The following is a 17,128-nucleotide window of genomic DNA, read 5'->3' on the forward strand; positions in this document are numbered from 1 at the left end:
AACCTTTCGTCGCCAGCGCACACAGAGTAGGACATGGACGTCGTCAACGATCGCGACGCTGACTGGTTCCGCGGCATCTACGGCCGGCACTACCCGGACGTCGTGCGCTACGGCTTGCGAAGGCTCGGCGGCACTGCGGCGGCGGAGGAACTCGCTCAGGAGGTCTTCCTGGTCGCTTGGCGGCGGCGGTGGGAGGTGCCGGCACGGACGCTGCCGTGGCTGTACGGCGTCGGGCGGCGCCTGCTGGCCAACCACTGGCGCGCCGAACGGGCCACGCCGCCGGCGCTCGAGCTTCGGGAGGTGCCCTCGGCCGACCGGCACGACGGCGTCACACGGCTGGTCGACGTGCGCGCCGCGCTGGCCCGGCTGTCCGATGACGACCAGGAGATCCTGCGGCTCGTCGGCTGGGAGCAGCTGTCCGTGAGCGAGGCTGCACTGGTCCTCGGCTGCGGCGCCGCGACCGCGAAGGTCCGGCTGCATCGCGCCCGCCGGCGGCTCACCGACCTGCTGCGCGAACAGCCCGCACCCGCACCCGTCCGGATTGGAGGATCACGATGAACAAGCAGATCCGTGTGCTGCTGGAGCACGCCGACCCGGCCCGAGGTGTCGTCGTCGGTCCCGGCGACGCCGAAGCGGTCCTGGGTCGCGCCGCCACCGACATCACCGCCTACGAGGAGGTCCCACCCCGCCGCCCGACCCGGCGCGCCCTGCTCGCCGCGGCGGTCGCGGTCGCCGTCGTTGTTGGCGCTGTCACGATCGCACTGTCCGGTCGTCGCCCCGTTCCCGGGCCGATGCCGGGAGCGCCGGCGGTCCAGGGTTCGTCCGCCGCGAGCTGCCTGGCTGTACTCGCCGACCAGATTGCGCCGGCACCCTACGACGGCGTGGCGGGCCGGTACGAGTACCTGCACACCCGCAGCATGGGCGGCTTCACCAGCGAGGTTCCCGGCAAGACCACGTTCGCTACGGCGAGCTGGGAGCTCGAGGTGCGGCTGTGGAGCGCTGCCGACGGTTCGGGGCGGCGGGTCGCCGACCGGGGGCCGGTGCGGTACCCGGACGAGGCGTCGCGGACGTTTTTCGCGGCGCATCCCGACGGGCTTGGCCCCGCGCACGAGGATCGCACCTTCGCGGCCGACGAACACACGCCTCGGCCGCTGCCTGCGGCGGAGCCTGCGGCGATGGCCGAGCAGCTGTACCAGCCGCGCGGGAACGGGCCTTCGGCCGCGCTCGTCGGCGTAGCGGACCTCAACGCGGCGCGGGTCCTCGACAGGGCGCACCGGGCCGCGGTGCTGCGTTTCCTCGCCGCCACTGACGGCGTCACCTGCGCCGGCCAGACGCAGACCGAGGCGGGTGCCGGGTTGCTGGTGACCGCGCCGATCGGCCAGGGGCAACACCCGAGCCTCGGCGACGACGGCTCCCAGGTACTGCTGTTCGACGCACGCACCGGCGAGCTGATGGCTGCCGGCACTGAACCCGGCCGTTGGACCACCGTCTACGTCGACCGCGGCTACACCGACCAACCCGGCTGAACGAGCGGCCGGTCGGCTCGGAAACCTACACACCGAGCCGGCCGGCAGCAGCGCACTGCCACCGCACCACCCGAAGCCGCCCCGATTGACTGATGTGACAGCGACGAGCGGTATCAGCGGCATGGCGCAGTGACTGAAGCGGCGGTGCCGGGCTGCAACAGTCATGCCGTATTTCGGCTGGGCTGTAGCAAGACTTCGGCGCCGATGGGGGTGAAGCCGGCGGCGAGGAAGGCGCGCAGTGAGCGTGCGTTTCCGGGGGCGACCGCGGCAAAGAGGGGTTCGCCGTGCGGTACGAGTGAGAGCGCGTCTGTGATGAGCGATCGTCCGTGCCGGTGGCTGCCGTCCTGCGGGTGGTGGAGTTCGATGCTGAGCTCGCGTCGTCCGGCGAGCCCGTCGGCCAGCGTGATCAGTCCGCGTTCGTCACCGAAGACGCGGACGTTGGCACGCAGTTGTTGGGCGTAACGCACGCGGGGGTGGTCGGCGGCGTCGGTGAGTGCTGCCAGGCGCGGTGTTCCGCCGGTACCGCGGGCTGCGAGCGTGGCATCGATGACGCCGATCCAGCCGGTGGGGCCGGCAAGATAGCGCAGGAAGTCCGGGGCCAGGGATGCGCCGAAGCCGCCCGGCCTGTGGACGTGGATGTCCGCGGCGGACAGTGCGGTGGCGATGATGGCATGGCCGGTGAAGGCCACCGAGCACTCCAGCTGTCGGGGCAGGGCCGGTAGCAGCGTGACGCGCCCGTCGGCGGGTGGGAAGCGCCCGTCGACGGCGTTGAGGAAGCAGGCGAGGAGCGGATGCGGCCGCTGAGCCGCGGCGGGATGGTCGCCCAACGCCCGCGTGGGCGGTCCGTCGTGGTGGCTTTGATCCGTCATCGGATATCTCCGTGGATACTCCGGCCTTCAGGCCGGAGAGGAAACGGATCTCCTGCGGAGCAGGGCAGAGAAGGGCCGCCGGGGTGCTCCTGCTGCGGCAGCTCGGGACTGGCAGGTGCGGCTCGGATCTCGTGGGCGCCGTCCGGGCTCGCGCCGTGGGTTTGCACGGCGGCCCGCAGGGCCGGACTGAAGGACAGGACGCAGGCGGCCAGGACGAGGACGAAGCAGATCAGTACGCCGTGCTGCAGGCCGTCGGCGGTGACCGTGCGTAGGTCCGCGGTGAGCATGACACCCGTCACGAGGGCGACGCAGAAGGTCGCCGACAGTCGTTGGGTCAGCTGGAGGAAGGCGGCCGCGACGCCGTGGTGGGCGACGGACGCGAAGCCCAGCGTGATCGCCCGCATCGAAGGTTCGAAGACGGCCGAGGCCGTGCTGAGGATGATCTCGATCGCCACCATCGCGGCGACGAACGGCGCGTCGATGAGTGTGGTACAGACTACGACCAGCGCCGCCAAGCCGGCCGCCTGGACGGCGAGCGCGATCGACAGGGTCCGCGCGCCGAGGCGGGCGTAGACGCGCGAGCTGAGCGAGGACGCGGCGACCCGGACCAGGGCGCCCGGAATCAGGGCGGCCGCGACCAGCAGCGGGCTCCAGCCGAGGCCCTGCAGCAGGTAGATGGTCAGCACCGTGGAGTGCGCCAGCATACCGCCGAACCACATCAACGCGATCAGATTGCCGAGCACGAACCCGCGCGACGTCATGAGCGCGGGTACGAACAGCGGGGTCCGGCCGCGGGCGGCGTAACTGCGCTCCCAGACGCCGGTCGCCACCACCAGGACGCCGCACACGCCGACGATGCCCCACAGCCGGCCGCCCTCGATGCCAGGGTCGACCACGGGCACGGTGACCAGCAGCACGAATGCGGCGACCAGGGCGATCGCCGGCAAGTCGAGATCCGGCCGCTGTGCCGGGCGGGCCCGGTCGGGAATGAACCGCATCGTGAGCAGGAGCGTGGCGAGGATGAACGGCAGGTTCAGGGCCAGCACCACCCGCCAGGCCAGGCCGCCCGGGACCACCGCGAGCACGAGCGCGGCGCTGAGCGGACCGACCACCGCGGCGGCCGCCCCGGCGGCGGTGTAGGCGGCCAGCGCACGCACCCGCCGCAGCCCGGTGAACCTGTCCTGGATGATCGCGAGCACCTGCGCGCTGATCAGCCCGGCACCCGAACCCTGCAGGGCCCGCGCGGCGACCGCCCACCAGATGCCCGGTGCGGTCGCCGACCCGAGCGCACCGGCGGCGAACAGCACGAGCCCGAGGATGAACAGCCTGCGGCGCCCGAGCGCGTCGCCCAGCCGCCCGCCGGGAACCAGCCCGAGTCCGAACGTCAGCGAGTAGATGGACAGGAACCACTGCACCCCGCTGGTCGGTGCGGCCAACTCGGTACCGAGCAACGGCACCGCGTAGGTGACCACCGCCGAATCCAACAGCGTCGCGAACCCGGCGCCGACGCAGCAGGCCAGCAGTCCCAGCTCGGCCCGGCCCGACCGCGGGCCGGTGTCCACCGGCCGAGTCCGGGCCGGTGGGTTCGCGTGCGCCGACACGAGCCAAGCGTAGGCACCCGCGACTTTCTCGTCAAAGTCTATGGGTTAGATAGAGATTCACACATCGCGAGTCCCTACGGCGGTTGCTGCTCGATCATGGGGGTGTCCAAGCGCGATACGCTCGGCGGATGGTGGTCGAGCGGGACATTCGGGTGGCTGGCGAGCGGACGCTGCGGGCGTACGACAGCGGGGGCGACGGGTCGGCGGTCTTCTGGCACCACGGCACCCCGCACACCGGGGCGATCCTCGCGCCACAGCTCGCCGGCGCGGTCGAGCGGGGCCTGCGCCTGGTGACGTACGCGCGGCCGGGCTACGGCGGATCGACACCGGTGCCGGGGCGGGACGTCGCCTCCGCCGCTGACGATGCCGCGGCCGTCGCCGACGCGTTCGGCGTGGGCCGGTTCGCGGTCATTGGCGCCTCGGGTGGCGCGCCGCACGCCCTCGCCTGCGCGGCCCTGCTGCCCGACCGGGTGAGCGCGGCGGCCACGTTCGCCGGGCTCGCGCCGTACGCGGAAGAGGGTTTCTGGTTCGAAGGCATGACCGACGACGGTGCGCTGCGCGCGGCGATCGAGGGGCGCGACGCCCGGCTGCGATACGCGCAGAGCGCGCAATTCGATCCGGCGGTGTTCACCGACGCGGACTGGGCGGCGCTGAACGGGCCGTGGGCGGCGCTCGGCGAGGATGCCGGCCGGGCCAGCGAGACGGGTGTGGTCGGTCAGGTCGACGACGACCTCGCGTACGTGTCGCCGTGGGGCTTCGACCCGGCGGACATCGCGGTGCCGGTGCTGGTCGTCCACGGCGACAAGGACCGGATGGTGCCCGTCCGGCACAGCGAGCGGCTCATGACAGTGCTGCCCGACGCGACCCGCTGGCCGCGACCCGGCGACGGGCACGTGTCGGTCATGACGGCGTACGGCGACGCGCTGGACTGGCTCATATCCCGCTGACACGGATCGTGAAAGGATTCGGCGGGTCAGTGGCTACTGATGGCGAGTCGGATGCCGAAGCCGGTGATCACGGTCCCGGTGATTCGGTCCAGCAGTCGGCGAGCCGCGGGACGCTGCAGCACCGTCCGGAGCCGATGCGCCAGCAGGACCAGCACGGCCGACCAAGCGGTGCCCAGAAGGATATGTACGCAGGTCAAGAGCACGCCGAAGGCGAAAGCGGAAGCGCCGGAGGGAATGAACTGGGGCAGGAACGCGACGTAGAACGCGCCCATCTTCGGGTTCAGTAGGTTCGTCAGCGTGCCGCGACGCCACCCGGGGACGAAGTCATTGCCGGCAGCCGGGGATTCGTCGATCGGCTGGATCGATTGGTTTGATCGACGGTGACGAGCGGCCCACAGCATGCTCAGTCCCATCCAGATCAGATAGCAGGCGCCGGCCCAACGCAGCGCTTCGTAGGCCAGGTGCGAGGCCGTCAGCAACGCGGTGACACCGGCGGAGGTGAGAACACCCCAGGTCAAGGTTCCGCTCTGGATCCCGATAACGACCCCCCAGGCGCGGCGCGGCGCCCCGACAGCCGCAGTGCGCAAGATGAGGGCGGTGTCCATCCCTGGAGTCATCGTCAGCAGTCCCACGACGACGACAAAGGCCCATAGGTTGCCAAGGGTTGTCACGGCGATCAATCTATCGCGGGGTGGCCCCTACTCGAAGCGCTTGCCGCCGAGGTGATTTCGCTCGGTGACCAGGTGTGGTGGGCGAGTTGGAGCGCAGTGACCTGTGGCTCGTGCGCATCCAACTGACGGGCGCGGAGGACGAACGCGTACTACGAGGTGCGCGGCCTCGGTGAGGCGGCGTCAAGCCGCTGAGCCCGCCGCCGCGCCGGCAGCTGGCCTCGGAACTGATCACCGAGGTCGCGGTCATCGACAAGAAGATCAAGACCGCCAACCAGCAACTGACCGAGCTCATCGCTTCCACCGGCAGCACACTGCAACAGCTCAACGGCATCGGCCCGTCCGGCGCCGCCCGGCTCCTCGGCGACATCGGCGACGTCAGCCGGTTCGCCAGCCGGGACCACTTCGCATCCTGGAACGGCACCGCGCCCATCGACGCGTCCTCCGGCGACCACCGCCGCCACCGGCTGTCGAGGGCCGGGAACCGGCGCATCAACTGGGTCCTGCACATCATGGCCATCGTCCAGCTGCGCAACGACACCGAAGGCCGGGCCTACTACCGCCGCAAACTCGCCGCGGGCAAGAGCCCGATGGAAGCCATACGCGCCCTCAAACGCCGCCTGTCCAACGTCGTCTACCAACGCATGATCACCGACGCCGAACGCGTCCGGACAGGCCCGGGAGGGCAGACGGGAGCGACTCTGCAATCCAGCGCGGCCAGCTCAATCCCGACAGCCAGCAGAGGGGTGCCATGACCGTAAAAATCACGATGATCACCGCCATGAGCGCGAGCACCAGTAGGTGCCGGTTGGTGATTTGCCATTGCTCGGCGGTGCGGAATCGGGGACTGCGTCGCCAGGACGGCGGTGAAACACGCGACCACCCACGGTCCCATGAGCAGCAGCAACAGCAGCCCGGTGACTACTGGATGCCGCTCAATGAAGTCTCCGGAGCGAACCCTCGCAGCCACGAGCCGAGTTATGCGCATCGAGGTCAAGACTGATGGAGCGAGCGAGAACGAACGTCGCCAAGGAGGCCACGCGCTTCCGCAGGGGCGCGTCCAGCGCGATGAGTCATAGCACGGCCGCACCCGGCCAGTTCCTTATCGTGGCCCCTTGGCGCAGAAGGGTGCCAGAAGAGTACGCCCGCTGAGTCTTCTACTCCTCCGGTCGCGCGTCGCGCCAGAACTGTCGGGGTGCGTATCCCTCCCGGCGCAGCCAGTGCTCGGTATAGACGATCCGCTCGGCGGTGACCACGCCAAGTGGTCCAAAGGGCGGCTCGTCGACGGATCGGGACCGCTCGACGTGGTCGGACTGCCATCGGACCACGGACCAGTACCGCTCAAAGTCGCAATCATCCGGTTCGAGGATGCGGGCGGTGCCGAACAGCTGCGCTCCGCGACTGCTCGCCTGCCCGACCAGGGGCGCAAATACGCCGATGGAGACTCGCGGGTCCGCGCGGATGTTACGCATCTTCGGGGAGGTTCCCATGGCGGTGAAGACGACGGTGAAGTCGAGATGGAAGTAGCGCACGGGGGTCGCCAGCGGCCCATCAGGGCCGGCCGTGGCCAGGACGCACATATTTTGCGAGGACAGCAGATTGAGGATGCGTTCCTCCAGCCGTTCGCGGTCCAGCCGCTTCGTCGGGCTCGGGCCGGCGAGCCACGGGTTGGTCACCACCATGAGCACACTCTGTCAGATCCCGGATCCCTGGGCCCACGCACGGCCAGATGAGTGAATCTCCCACCGTCAGGCAGCAACCCGCCGTAGTCGTCTTGTCTCGGCGGATCCGACGTGGGCGAGACTCGGCATTTGGTGTTTGTGGGGATCTGAGCCAGCTGATCAGCAGGGAAGTTACGGACTGCGTCGGACGCACCGCGCCGTTCACGGACTTTTCGTTGCTATGTTTGAAATTGAGCGAGTTGATCGTCCACTTCGGACTTTCAGGTTCGCGGCTCGATATGCACACGGATGATGCTCCACCGCACAGGACAAGCGCCGCATGTGGGGGGTTGGTTGGTGAGCGGGTTTCCGGTCGCGGTACATTGCGTTCTTGGCATCCGTGGCGGCCAAACCATAAATGGCTCGATGCCCGGCCGGGTAGCGCCTCCATGGTCGTGACGGTCAAGACTCGAAGGAAACCAATGCAGTCGTACACCATCACCATCGCGCCGAACGATGGCAGTGGCACCACCACCACGCTGGTCGTGGACACGTCCGGGGACCAGGTCCGCATCACCGACGTGCATCTGCACGCCGATGCCGGTCTGGCCGGCGGGCAGATGCCGACCGTGGACTTCGCGCTGCTGCTGCGGGCGATCGCCACGTCGACGACCACGTCGGCGTCGATCGAGGCCACGCCCACCGCGGCGCTGGTCGACACCGAACCCGTAGCACACAACGATGAGCCGGCTGAACCCCCGCTACCGGCCGCCGCCGACGTGAGTGTTGTCGCGGCGGTGGTGCCCACGCCGCGCACCCGCCGACGCACCCAGCCGCCGGCCGTCGCACCGGCCAAGCCTGCACGCACTCGCCGAGCGGCGACCGCGAAGGCGAACGCCACCACGGCAACCAAGAAGCGCACCACCGCACCCGCGAAAGCGGCCAAGACCACCCCGGCGAAGGAGACCGCTGAATCCGTCGACGGCGGTGGCGAGCGGGCGTATCGGCGCATGCCCGACGACTTCGCCGCGGTGTACCAGCAGGCCAGCACGTCGGCGGCGATCGCCGACCACTACGGGGTGCCCCGCTACACGGCGCAGGGATGGATTCGCCGCATCCGCGCCACCGTCGCGACCTCGTTGCCGGCTGACGAGTGACCGGCGCTGGTAAGTCGCAGCATCGCGCCCGACACTCATAGATGAATTTCATCATATAAAGAGTGGACCTGGCGGCGTCACCGACCGCGCCATCCCGACTCGGGGCGGCGCGGTCATCAGCATTCCATACACCCGACCGAGCGTCCGGCGGGGAAGCACCGCAGAGCGCGCCTACGGAGTATGACGCAGCCGAGACGGGGAGGTCCTCATGGAGGTCACAGGTCTTTGGCCATGTTGCGGCCGGTCTCGGTGAAGCCTAGCTGTTCGTAGAGGCCCGGGCGCCGGTGTTGTGGGCGAAGACGTGCAGACCGATTCTGGTCAGCGCGTTGTCGTGGCACCAGCGCTCGGCGGCCAGCATGATCGCGCGGCCGTAGCCCTGGCGGCGTACGTCGGGTTCGACGGCGACGTTGTAGACGAACGCGGTGTCGTGGGTGACTTTGACCCAGAGGAAACCGACCCGGCGGTCGCCGTCGTAGGCGTACCAGAAATGGTGGTCAGGGGTGGCGGACTCGTCGGGAAGCAGCTGCGCGTAGGTGTCGGCTGCGGTGCGGGCCGCGTCCTGCGCCGACCGGCCCGACGCGGCGACGCTCTGCGCGTAGTGCGCCTCGGCCTCGGCCCGCCATGGCTTGTACTGATCCTCGGTCATCGGCTCCAGCCGTACGCCCGTCATGACGACAATGTACCGAGTTGGCCCGGAGCACACGCCGGGGTTCAGACCGGGTCGTTGTCCTCGGAGGCAAGGCCGAACATGCTCACCCGGCCGCGATGATCGGCGGGGGTGGCGCCGCGGCCGCCGCGGTATGCCAGAGCGGCCCACGACACATCGTCGTCGTGCCAGGGCAATCCCGACAGATCGTGGCCCATCCGGTCACGCTTGCTGCGCAGGTAGCGGAGATTGTGCGGATTGGACCGGACCGGCATCCCGACCCGTCCGAGGATCTCGAGTCCGTAGCCTTCCAGACCGGCGCGTTTGGTGGGGTTGTTGGTCAGCAGCCGCATGCTGCGCACCCCCAGGTCGACGAGGATCTGGGCGCCGATCCCATAGTCCCGGGCGTCGGCCGGCAGGCCCAGCCGAACGTTGGCATCGACGGTGTCCGCGCCGGCGTCCTGCAACTCGTAGGCGCGCAGCTTGTGCAGCAGGCCGATGCCGCGACCCTCGTGCCCACGCAGGTAGATCACCACGCCTCGCCCCTCCCGGGCGACCGCTGCGAGTGCGGCGCTGAGCTGGGCGCCGCAGTCACAGCGTTGCGAGCCCAGCACGTCGCCGGTCAGGCATTCCGAGTGCACTCGGACGAGCACATCCGCGCCGTCCCCGACCTCACCGGTGACCAGCGCCAGGTGCTCGGTACCGTCGAGCAGGCTGCGGTAGCCGAGCGCGCGGAACTTGCCCGCGTCGAGGGGAAGTTCCGCGGTGGCCACCCGCTCGACCTGCTGCTCGCAGCGTCGCCGGTAGCTGATCAGGTCGGCGATCGAGATCAGCAGCAGGTGATGGCGCTCGCAGAACGCGGACAGTTCGGGCAGCCGTGCCATGCTGCCGTCGGCGTTGACGATCTCGCAGATGGCGCCGGCCGGACGTAGCCCGGCCAGCCGCGCCAGGTCCACCGCGGCTTCGGTGTGACCGGCGCGGCGCAGCACCCCGCCCGGCCGGGCCTGCAGCGGAAACACGTGACCGGGACGTGCGATCGCGGTGGCTTCGGTGCTCGGATCGGCCAGCAGCCGGATGGTGCGGGACCGGTCGGCGGCCGAGATTCCGGTGCTGATGCCCTCCCGGGCATCGACGGACACGGTGAACGCGGTCCCCATGCATTCGGTGTTCCGCGCCACCATCGGACCGAGTTCGAGCCGTTCGAGGGCGTCGGACTCCATCGGCACGCAGATCAGGCCGCGGCAATGGGTCATCATGAGCGCCACCAGCTCAGGGGTCGCCAGCTCGGCGGCGAACACCAGGTCGCCCTCGTTCTCGCGGTCCTCGTCGTCGACGACGACCACCGGCCGGCCGGCGGCGATCTCCGCCAAGGCAGCGTCGATAGAAGCGAAGGTGACCATCCAGCCACGGTAGACCTGATGCACCGGGTCGCGTGGCGAACGGTGCCACTGAATGAGATACCAGAGTTGACCCGGGGTACCTCGGCGTGAACAGTGGCCGCAGGGCAGCACGGTCGAGCCCGTCGCCGAACCAGCGTTGTCGAGGAGAGCTATGAGCGTCGATGTTCAACCAGGCACCCGTGCCGATGCCTTCCGGGAGCGGATCGCGGAGATGAAACTGCCGGCGCCGGCACCGGGCCGGGACCGGGTGCTGGCCCGGCTGGGCATGCTGCTCGCGCTGCTGGGCATCGTGCTCGGCGTGGTCGGTTACTTCCTGTCCCACAACACCGACAACCCGCTGAACCAGAACGATGCGCAGATCGTCGCGATGCTGGGTATCGCGTGCGCGGTGACGGGGTCCGGGGTGTTCCTGCGCTACTCCTTCGCGCAGTTCCTGCGGGTGTGGCTGCTCCGCCTGATCGTCGAGCAGCGGGAGCAGCAGGAGAAGTAACTCGCCGTCCCGCCTTCGACGGGTCCCGCCTGGTGGCACAAGGCCACCCGAGGCGGCGGTGACCGGCCGTACGGTCGGCCGATGGAATCCACCTACGCGGCGATCGCCAGGCTCGTGTACACCTACGCCGAACGGCTGGACAGCGGCGACCTCGCGGGCATGTCCGGCCTGTTCAGCCAGGCGACCCTGCGCATCTCCAGCCCCAGCGGCATCGTCACCTTCACCGGCTCGGACGAGGTGCACGACGCGTTCGCGAACTCGGTTCGCCGCTTCGAGGACGGTACTCCGTCGACGAAGCATGTGACGACCAACCTGATCGTCGACGAGGACCGGGAGGCCGGTACCGCCACCGGGCGGGCCTACTTCACCGTGCTGCAGGCACGGCCGGAGCTGGCGCTGCAGGTGGTGGCGGCGGGCAGCTACCGGGACACGTTCGTCCTGGACGCCGACGGCTGGCGGTTCGCCGATCGGCTGATCCGCATTGAGTTGTCCGGCGACATGAGCTGGCATCTATCGGTCGCGCCGACGGCGTCCTGACCTCGGCCGGTCGCCGTGCCGCTCATTGGGATGTGTTGGTGGACAAGAACACTTCTTGATCGCAGAGTGTCCTGGAGCACCGCGCTGTCGGAGCTCGTCGCGAGGATCCAAGGAGGTCGGGCATGAGCCCGGACGACATGCTGGACAAGGCCCGTGCGTTGGCACCTGTGCTTCGCGAGCGGGCCTTCGACACCGAGAACGCCAGGCGTGTTTCCGACGAGACGATCAACGATCTCAAGTCAGCCGGGTTGTTCCGTGTGCTGCAACCGGCCGTGTACGGCGGCTTCGAGTACGACCCGAAGGTGTTCATGGAGGCGGCGATGATCATCGGCGCTGCCTGCCCCTCCACCGGCTGGGTGTACGCCGTCGTGGGGGTGCACAGCTGGCAGCTGGGGCTCATGCCGCGGCAGGCGCAGGAAGACGTCTGGGGCGCCGACCACGACGTGCTGATCAGCTCCTCGTACACGCCGCGGGGCAAGGTCGAGATCGTCGACGGCGGGTATCGGCTGAGCGGCCGGTGGTCGTTTTCGTCCGGATCCGACCACGCAGAATGGGTGATTCTGGGCGGTGCCGCGACGGAAGCGGACGGCACGGTGCGCCGGCTGTGTTTCCTGGTGCCACGCACCGACTACGTCGTCGACGACGTGTGGCACGTGGTGGGTCTGCGTGGAACGGGCAGCAACGACGTCGTCGTGGACAACGCCTTCGTCCCGCAGCACCGCACCCACCCGTTCACCTCCGGCAGTGTCACCAGCGACTCGCCGATCTACCAGTTGCCGTTCGGGTCGGTGTTCAGCTTCGGGATCACCGCGCCGCTGCTCGGTGCCGCGCAGGGTGCGCTGGACGAGCACATCGCCTGGACCGCCGACCGGGTCCGGATCTCCAAGGGCTCCCGCGTGGCTGAGGAGCCGTTCTCGCAGGCACGGGTGGCCGAAGCCGCCAGCGAGCTCGACGGCGCCCGGCTGCAGATGATGCGCGATCTCGACGAGATGATGGCGTTCGCCCGGGACGGCAAGGAGATCCCGATCGAGTTGCGCGCGCGCAGCCGTCTCGACCAGGTGCGCGCCACCCAACTGGCGGGCTCCGCCGTGGACCGGGTGTTCACCAACTCCGGCGGCCGGGTGCTACACGAACTGAATCCGATCCAGCGGGCCTGGCGCGACATCCACGCCGGAAGCCTGCACAACAGCAATGTCGCCGAACCGATCCTGATGGCCTACGGTGCCATGCAGTTCGGGCTGTCCATCGCCGATCAGGGCATTTGAGCTAGTCGTTCAGCTAGTCGTTCATAGATCACGTGGCCACGCATCCGTGCGGCCGGTACACGTGAACATCCTCGCGGCCGGATAGGGCCGCTCAGCCGGGCCTTCGCGGTATCCCGCGCGGACAAGTCCGCCGGAGTTGCGTGGGTGCCGGGCCGCACCGGATCCCCGGTGCTCACGGGGCGATCGCGCACCTGGAGTGCGAGCTCGAAGCCGTCCACCCGGGCGGAGACCACGACATCGTGATCTGCGGCCCGGTCATCGCCGGCGAGGACTCTTCGCCGGCACCACCGCTCTCATTCCGCAGCACCTACGGAACCTTCGAGGGCTGAAGACGCGAAAGGAACCTGACCGATGGCAGGCATACAGAGTATGCGCCCCCCGCGGAGCTGGAGTGCCGAGACCGACGTGGTCGTGGTCGGGTCGGGGTTCGCGGCGTTCGTCGCGGCCTCGATCGCACGCGGGCGCGGCTGCGAGGTGGTGATGCTGGAGGCCGACGATGAGGTCGGCGGCATGATGCGGATCTCGTCGGGGGAGTACTGGGTTCCCAACAACCCGAAGATGCGCGAGGCCGGCATCGCCGACCCCAAGGAGGACTGTCTGCGGCTGATGGCCCGGCTGTCCTACCCGTCCCGTTACGACCCGAACTCCAGCACCCTCGGCATCCCGGCGCGGGCGTACCGGATGTTCGAGACGTACTACGACATCGCGTCCGTCGCCACCGAAGAGCTCGACAAGATCGGCGCGATGGGTTCGGTGTTCAGCGACGGCGTGACCCCGGATGCGGTGTTCAACCCGCAGGGTCACATCGAGTACCACAGCGAACTGCCGGAGAACAAGGTGGAGTACGGCCGCGCCATGATGGCCGACACCGGCGGGATCCACGGTCCCGGGCAGGGGCAGGCCACCGTCGACCTGCTCTACGCGCACAGCCAGCGTGCCGGTATCGAGGTGCGCACCGGACACCGGGTGGAGCGGGCCTTCGTCAACGACGCCGGTGAGGTTGTCGGGGTCGCCGCGAGCACCGCACTGGGCACTGTCACGGTGCGCGCCCGCAAGGCGGTGATCTTCGCGAGCGGTGGCTTCTTCCACGACGAGCAGCTGCGCACGGAGAAGCTGCGCGGCACGGTGTGGGGCGCGACCGCACCGAAGACCAACACCGGTGTGTTCCTGCGCATCGCGCAGCAGCTCGGCGCCATGACCGAGAACATCGACAGCGTCTGGTGGGGCCAGATGGCGATCGAGGAGGTGCGCGAGACCCAGCGGTCAGACTCGATGGCATTCTGGTTGTACGGCGACAGCATGGTGCTGGTGAACCGGCACGGCGTACGCGTCGTCAACGAGAAGGCGCACTACAACGAGCGCGGGCGGATCCACACCGTCTACAACGCGACCACCAAGGCGTACGAGAACAACGTGCTGTTCCAGGTGTACGACGACGCGCTGGCGAAGAACCCCGAGATGGGCGTGAAGTACCCCGTGCCGTACCCGGGTCAGCCTTGGGACCTGGTGGTCTCCGGCGACACCTGGGAGGAGCTGGCCGAGGCGATCGACGAGCGGCTGGCCAAGCTCGCCAGCGAAACCGGTGGCCTGCGGCTGGCGCCGGGCTTCGCGGCGAGCCTCGCCGAGACGGTGGCGCGGTTCAACACCTTCGCGGAGAGCGGGCACGACGAGGACTTCGGTCGCGGCGACGCGCCGGGCGAGCGCGGGTACAGCGTGCTCGGACTGACCCGTGGCGTCAACCGGACCATGTACCCGTTCGCGTCGACCGGGCCGTACCACGCGATCCTGATCGGCGCGGCGGCTTTCGACACCAACGGCGGACCGTCGATCAACGAACGGGCGCAGGTCATCGACACCGACGCCGAACCGATTCCCGGCCTGTACGGCACCGGGAACTGCGTCGGATCACCAGCGCACGGCGCGTATTGGTCCGGCGGCGCGACGCTGGGCAACGCCCTGGTGTGGGCATACCAGGCCGGCGTGTACGCCGCCGCCGAACCGGTCAAGGAGGCATGAGCATGGCTGACGGACGTTTCGCGGGGAAGGTGGTCCTGGTCACCGGGGCCGCTCGGGGGCAGGGCGCGGCTGAGGCGCGCCGGTTCGCCGCCGAGGGCGCCACGGTGATCGGCTGCGACGTGCACGACAGCGCGGAGATCGGTGACGGTGTCGGCTACGTCCGGCTCGACGTGACCTCGCGAGCGGCCTGGGCGGGTGTGGTCGCCGACCTCGTCGCGGAGCACGGCCGCCTCGACGTCCTGGTCAACAACGCCGGCATCGGTGTGATGGAAACGCTGGCCACCGTCACGCCCGAGGACTGGTCCCGGGTGATGGCGGTGAACCTCGACGGTGCCATGTACGGGATGCAGGTGTGCGCACCGGCGATGCGGGACTCCGGCGGGGGCGCGATCGTGAACACCATTTCGGCGGCGGCCTTCTACGGCTTCGCGCTGCCGGCGTACAACGCCAGCAAATGGGCGCTGCGGGGGCTGACCAAGACGGCCGCGCTGGAGTTCGTCGGCTGGGGTGTGCGGGTGAACGCGGTCCATCCCGGGCTTGTCACCTCGCCGATGTCCGACGGCGCCGCGGAGATGACCGAGAAGATCCGGCTGGCCACCCCGATGCGCCGGGGTGCCACGCTGGAGGAGATCGCGGCGCTGGTCGCGTTCCTCGCCTCGGACGAGGCGTCCTTCATCACCGGCTCGGATTTCGTCATCGACGGCGGCCTGCTCGCGGCCGGCGCGATGGGCGAAGTGTCCTACGACTTCGGCTCATGAGCCGCGGCGATCGGAACTGAGCGATGCGGCTGCGAACCCTGGGCCGGGACGGGCCTTCCGTCTCGGCCATCGGGCTGGGCTGTATGGGCCTGGTCGACGGCTATTTCGGCACGGTCTCGGCCGATCAGGCCACCCGGGCGGTGCATCGAGCGCTTGACCTGGGAATCACGCTGTTCGACACTGCCGACTCGTACGGCGCCGGGGCCGGTGAGGAGCGCCTCGGCGCCGCGCTCGCCGGCCGCCGCGACGGTGTACTGCTGGCCACCAAGGTCGGGCTGGTCGCGAACCCCTCGGCCGCGGGGCGGGTGGTCGACGGACGTCCGGAGCACATCCGGGCCAGTGCCGAGGCCTCGCTCGGCCGGCTCCGGACGGACGTCATCGACCTGTACCAACTGCACCGGGTCGACCCGCAGGTGCCCGTGGAGGAGACTGTCGGGGCGATGGCCACGCTGGTCGCCGAGGGCAAGGTCCGCTTTCTCGGGGTGTCCGAGGTGACGCCGCAGCAGTTGCGCCGTGCGGCCGCGGTGCACCCGCTGGTCTCGGTGCAGAGCGAGTACTCGCTGTTCGAGCGTGGCGTGGAAGCCGGGGTATTGGCCGAATGCAACCGGCTCGGGCCGGCCCTGATCGCGTTCGCGCCGCTCGGCAAAGGGCTGCTGACCGGTCGCCTGCAGAGCGTCACCGGCTTCGCCGACTCGGATCTGCGCTCCCGGCTACCCCGGTTCGGGGGCGATCATCTGCGCCACAACCAGCAACTGGCCGCGACGCTCGGCGAGCTCGCCCGGGCACTGGACATCACCTCCGGTCAGCTCGCGCTGGCCTGGCTGCTCAGCCGCTCCGCCCTGATCCTGCCGATCCCGGGCAGCACGAGCTTCGATCACCTCGCCGAGAACGCCGCCGCCAGCGACATCGACCTGCCGGCCGAGGTGCTGGTCCGCATCGACGCGGTACTCGCCGCCGCCCCGGTGTCCGGCGACCGGTACCCCGAGGGCTGGCGGCTACCGGGCGGCTGAGCGCCGCTCAGCGGCATCGCCGCTGCTGTGGACGGCCGTCCGATTCAAGAGACTGAGCAGCAAGAAAGGAGCGGGAATGGTAGCGGTCATCAACAACGAAGCGATCGAGATCGGCATCGTCGTACGCGATCCGGAGAAAGCGCTCACGTTCTATCGGGACGTGCTGGGCCTTCCGTACCTCGGTGATCTGGAGTTTCCGGGAACACACATGTGGCGGTTCGGGGCCGGCGGTTCGGTGGTGAAACTCCTTGCCCTTGAACCACCGCCACAGGATTCGAATCCACCCGGCACGGTGCCGGCCACCGGATTGCGCTATCTGAGCCTGTTCGTCAGCAATATCGAGGATCTGGTCAACGAGTGCGCGGCCTTCGGCTGCACTATTGCGACACCGGTTACCGAGTTCCGGCCCGGTGCCCGGTTCGCCTTTATCGAGGATCCCGAAGGCAACCGGATCGAATTGCTTGACCTGGCTGGCTTGGCCGCCGCCTAGTGTCTCGTGATCCTGCTGTCGTTACTTCGAGTTGTTGTCGACGAGTTGCTTGATGCTGGTCTGGACCCAGCGGACCTTGGCGAGGAT

18 protein-coding genes and 1 pseudogene are annotated in these 17,128 nt (G+C 69.2%); 13 read left to right on the top strand and 6 right to left on the bottom strand.

Going from position 1 to position 17,128, the window contains the following annotated elements; genetic code table 11:
• Positions 1–33 precede the first annotated feature (33 nt).
• Positions 34–558, top strand: coding sequence for a sigma-70 family RNA polymerase sigma factor (locus AB0367_RS34390; protein WP_366230672.1), 525 nt, complete (start codon positions 34–36; stop codon positions 556–558).
• The gene (locus AB0367_RS34395) at positions 555–1,526 is read left to right on the top strand and encodes a hypothetical protein (RefSeq protein ID WP_366230673.1); all 972 of its coding nucleotides are present in this window, start codon (positions 555–557) and stop codon (positions 1,524–1,526) included. The genes AB0367_RS34390 and AB0367_RS34395 overlap by 4 nt, the downstream gene beginning before the upstream one ends.
• Before the next feature lie 161 nt (positions 1,527–1,687).
• Here the strand turns inward: AB0367_RS34395 and AB0367_RS34400 are convergent, their stop codons facing one another.
• Together AB0367_RS34400 and AB0367_RS34405 are read right to left on the bottom strand one after the other, a co-directional pair.
• The gene (locus AB0367_RS34400) at positions 1,688–2,353 is read right to left on the bottom strand and encodes a hypothetical protein (RefSeq protein ID WP_366230674.1); all 666 of its coding nucleotides are present in this window, start codon (positions 2,351–2,353) and stop codon (positions 1,688–1,690) included.
• Between the two features lie 38 nt (positions 2,354–2,391).
• Positions 2,392–3,996: an MFS transporter gene (locus AB0367_RS34405; protein WP_366230675.1), complete on the bottom strand. Its 1,605-nt coding sequence runs from the start codon at positions 3,994–3,996 to the stop codon at positions 2,392–2,394.
• 128 nt (positions 3,997–4,124) lie between these two features.
• Between AB0367_RS34405 and AB0367_RS34410 the strand changes: the two genes are divergently transcribed.
• A complete protein-coding gene (locus AB0367_RS34410; protein ID WP_366230676.1) occupies positions 4,125–4,943 on the top strand; it encodes an alpha/beta hydrolase in 819 nt (272 codons plus the stop codon).
• Between the two features lie 26 nt (positions 4,944–4,969).
• On the opposite strand, the gene AB0367_RS34415 is transcribed toward AB0367_RS34410, so the two are convergent.
• A complete protein-coding gene (locus tag AB0367_RS34415; protein WP_366230677.1) occupies positions 4,970–5,614 on the bottom strand; it encodes a LysE family translocator in 645 nt (214 codons plus the stop codon).
• 311 nt (positions 5,615–5,925) lie between these two features.
• Between AB0367_RS34415 and AB0367_RS34420 the strand changes: the two genes are divergently transcribed.
• The gene (locus tag AB0367_RS34420) at positions 5,926–6,366 is read left to right on the top strand and encodes a transposase (RefSeq protein WP_366230691.1); all 441 of its coding nucleotides are present in this window, start codon (positions 5,926–5,928) and stop codon (positions 6,364–6,366) included.
• 402 nt (positions 6,367–6,768) lie between these two features.
• Here the strand turns inward: AB0367_RS34420 and AB0367_RS34425 are convergent, their stop codons facing one another.
• Positions 6,769–7,293 (bottom strand): pyridoxamine 5'-phosphate oxidase family protein, encoded by a 525-nt coding sequence (locus AB0367_RS34425; protein WP_366230678.1) that lies wholly within the window; start codon positions 7,291–7,293, stop codon positions 6,769–6,771.
• Between the two features lie 461 nt (positions 7,294–7,754).
• Between AB0367_RS34425 and AB0367_RS34430 the strand changes: the two genes are divergently transcribed.
• Complete coding sequence (locus tag AB0367_RS34430) at positions 7,755–8,429, top strand: hypothetical protein (protein WP_366230679.1); 675 nt, start codon at positions 7,755–7,757, stop codon at positions 8,427–8,429.
• Between the two features lie 256 nt (positions 8,430–8,685).
• On the opposite strand, the gene AB0367_RS34435 is transcribed toward AB0367_RS34430, so the two are convergent.
• Positions 8,686–9,099 carry a GNAT family N-acetyltransferase gene (locus tag AB0367_RS34435; RefSeq protein ID WP_366230680.1) on the bottom strand — a complete coding sequence of 138 codons (414 nt, stop codon included), beginning with the start codon at positions 9,097–9,099 and terminating at the stop codon, positions 8,686–8,688.
• Between the two features lie 179 nt (positions 9,100–9,278).
• A pseudogene (locus tag AB0367_RS34440) lies at positions 9,279–10,475 on the bottom strand (bifunctional 3,4-dihydroxy-2-butanone-4-phosphate synthase/GTP cyclohydrolase II); the annotation flags it as partial.
• 151 nt (positions 10,476–10,626) lie between these two features.
• Between AB0367_RS34440 and AB0367_RS34445 the strand changes: the two are divergent.
• The 8 genes from AB0367_RS34445 to AB0367_RS34480 all read left to right on the top strand — a co-directional run bounded on the left by AB0367_RS34445 (position 10,627) and on the right by AB0367_RS34480 (position 17,041).
• Entirely contained in the window at positions 10,627–10,965 is a 339-nt protein-coding gene (locus AB0367_RS34445) for a hypothetical protein (protein ID WP_366230681.1), read from the top strand.
• Between the two features lie 81 nt (positions 10,966–11,046).
• Positions 11,047–11,502 (top strand): nuclear transport factor 2 family protein, encoded by a 456-nt coding sequence (locus AB0367_RS34450; RefSeq protein ID WP_366230683.1) that lies wholly within the window; start codon positions 11,047–11,049, stop codon positions 11,500–11,502.
• Positions 11,503–11,624: 122 nt separating this feature from the next.
• Positions 11,625–12,767, top strand: coding sequence for a 3-hydroxy-9,10-secoandrosta-1,3,5(10)-triene-9,17-dione monooxygenase oxygenase subunit (hsaA, locus tag AB0367_RS34455; protein WP_366230684.1), 1,143 nt, complete (start codon positions 11,625–11,627; stop codon positions 12,765–12,767).
• Between the two features lie 140 nt (positions 12,768–12,907).
• Complete coding sequence (locus tag AB0367_RS34460) at positions 12,908–13,096, top strand: flavin reductase family protein (RefSeq protein ID WP_366230685.1); 189 nt, start codon at positions 12,908–12,910, stop codon at positions 13,094–13,096.
• Between the two features lie 40 nt (positions 13,097–13,136).
• The gene (locus tag AB0367_RS34465; RefSeq protein ID WP_366230686.1) at positions 13,137–14,783 is read left to right on the top strand and encodes an FAD-dependent oxidoreductase; all 1,647 of its coding nucleotides are present in this window, start codon (positions 13,137–13,139) and stop codon (positions 14,781–14,783) included.
• A gap of 2 nt (positions 14,784–14,785) precedes the next feature.
• Complete coding sequence (locus AB0367_RS34470) at positions 14,786–15,541, top strand: SDR family oxidoreductase (protein WP_366230687.1); 756 nt, start codon at positions 14,786–14,788, stop codon at positions 15,539–15,541.
• Positions 15,542–15,564: 23 nt separating this feature from the next.
• Positions 15,565–16,551, top strand: coding sequence for an aldo/keto reductase (locus AB0367_RS34475; protein ID WP_366230688.1), 987 nt, complete (start codon positions 15,565–15,567; stop codon positions 16,549–16,551).
• 76 nt (positions 16,552–16,627) lie between these two features.
• The gene (locus tag AB0367_RS34480; RefSeq protein ID WP_366230689.1) at positions 16,628–17,041 is read left to right on the top strand and encodes a VOC family protein; all 414 of its coding nucleotides are present in this window, start codon (positions 16,628–16,630) and stop codon (positions 17,039–17,041) included.
• Positions 17,042–17,128: the final 87 nt, after the last annotated feature.

Origin of the sequence: Dactylosporangium sp. NPDC051484 (assembly GCF_040689395.1) — a bacterium.
GTDB lineage: Bacteria > Actinomycetota > Actinomycetes > Mycobacteriales > Micromonosporaceae > Dactylosporangium.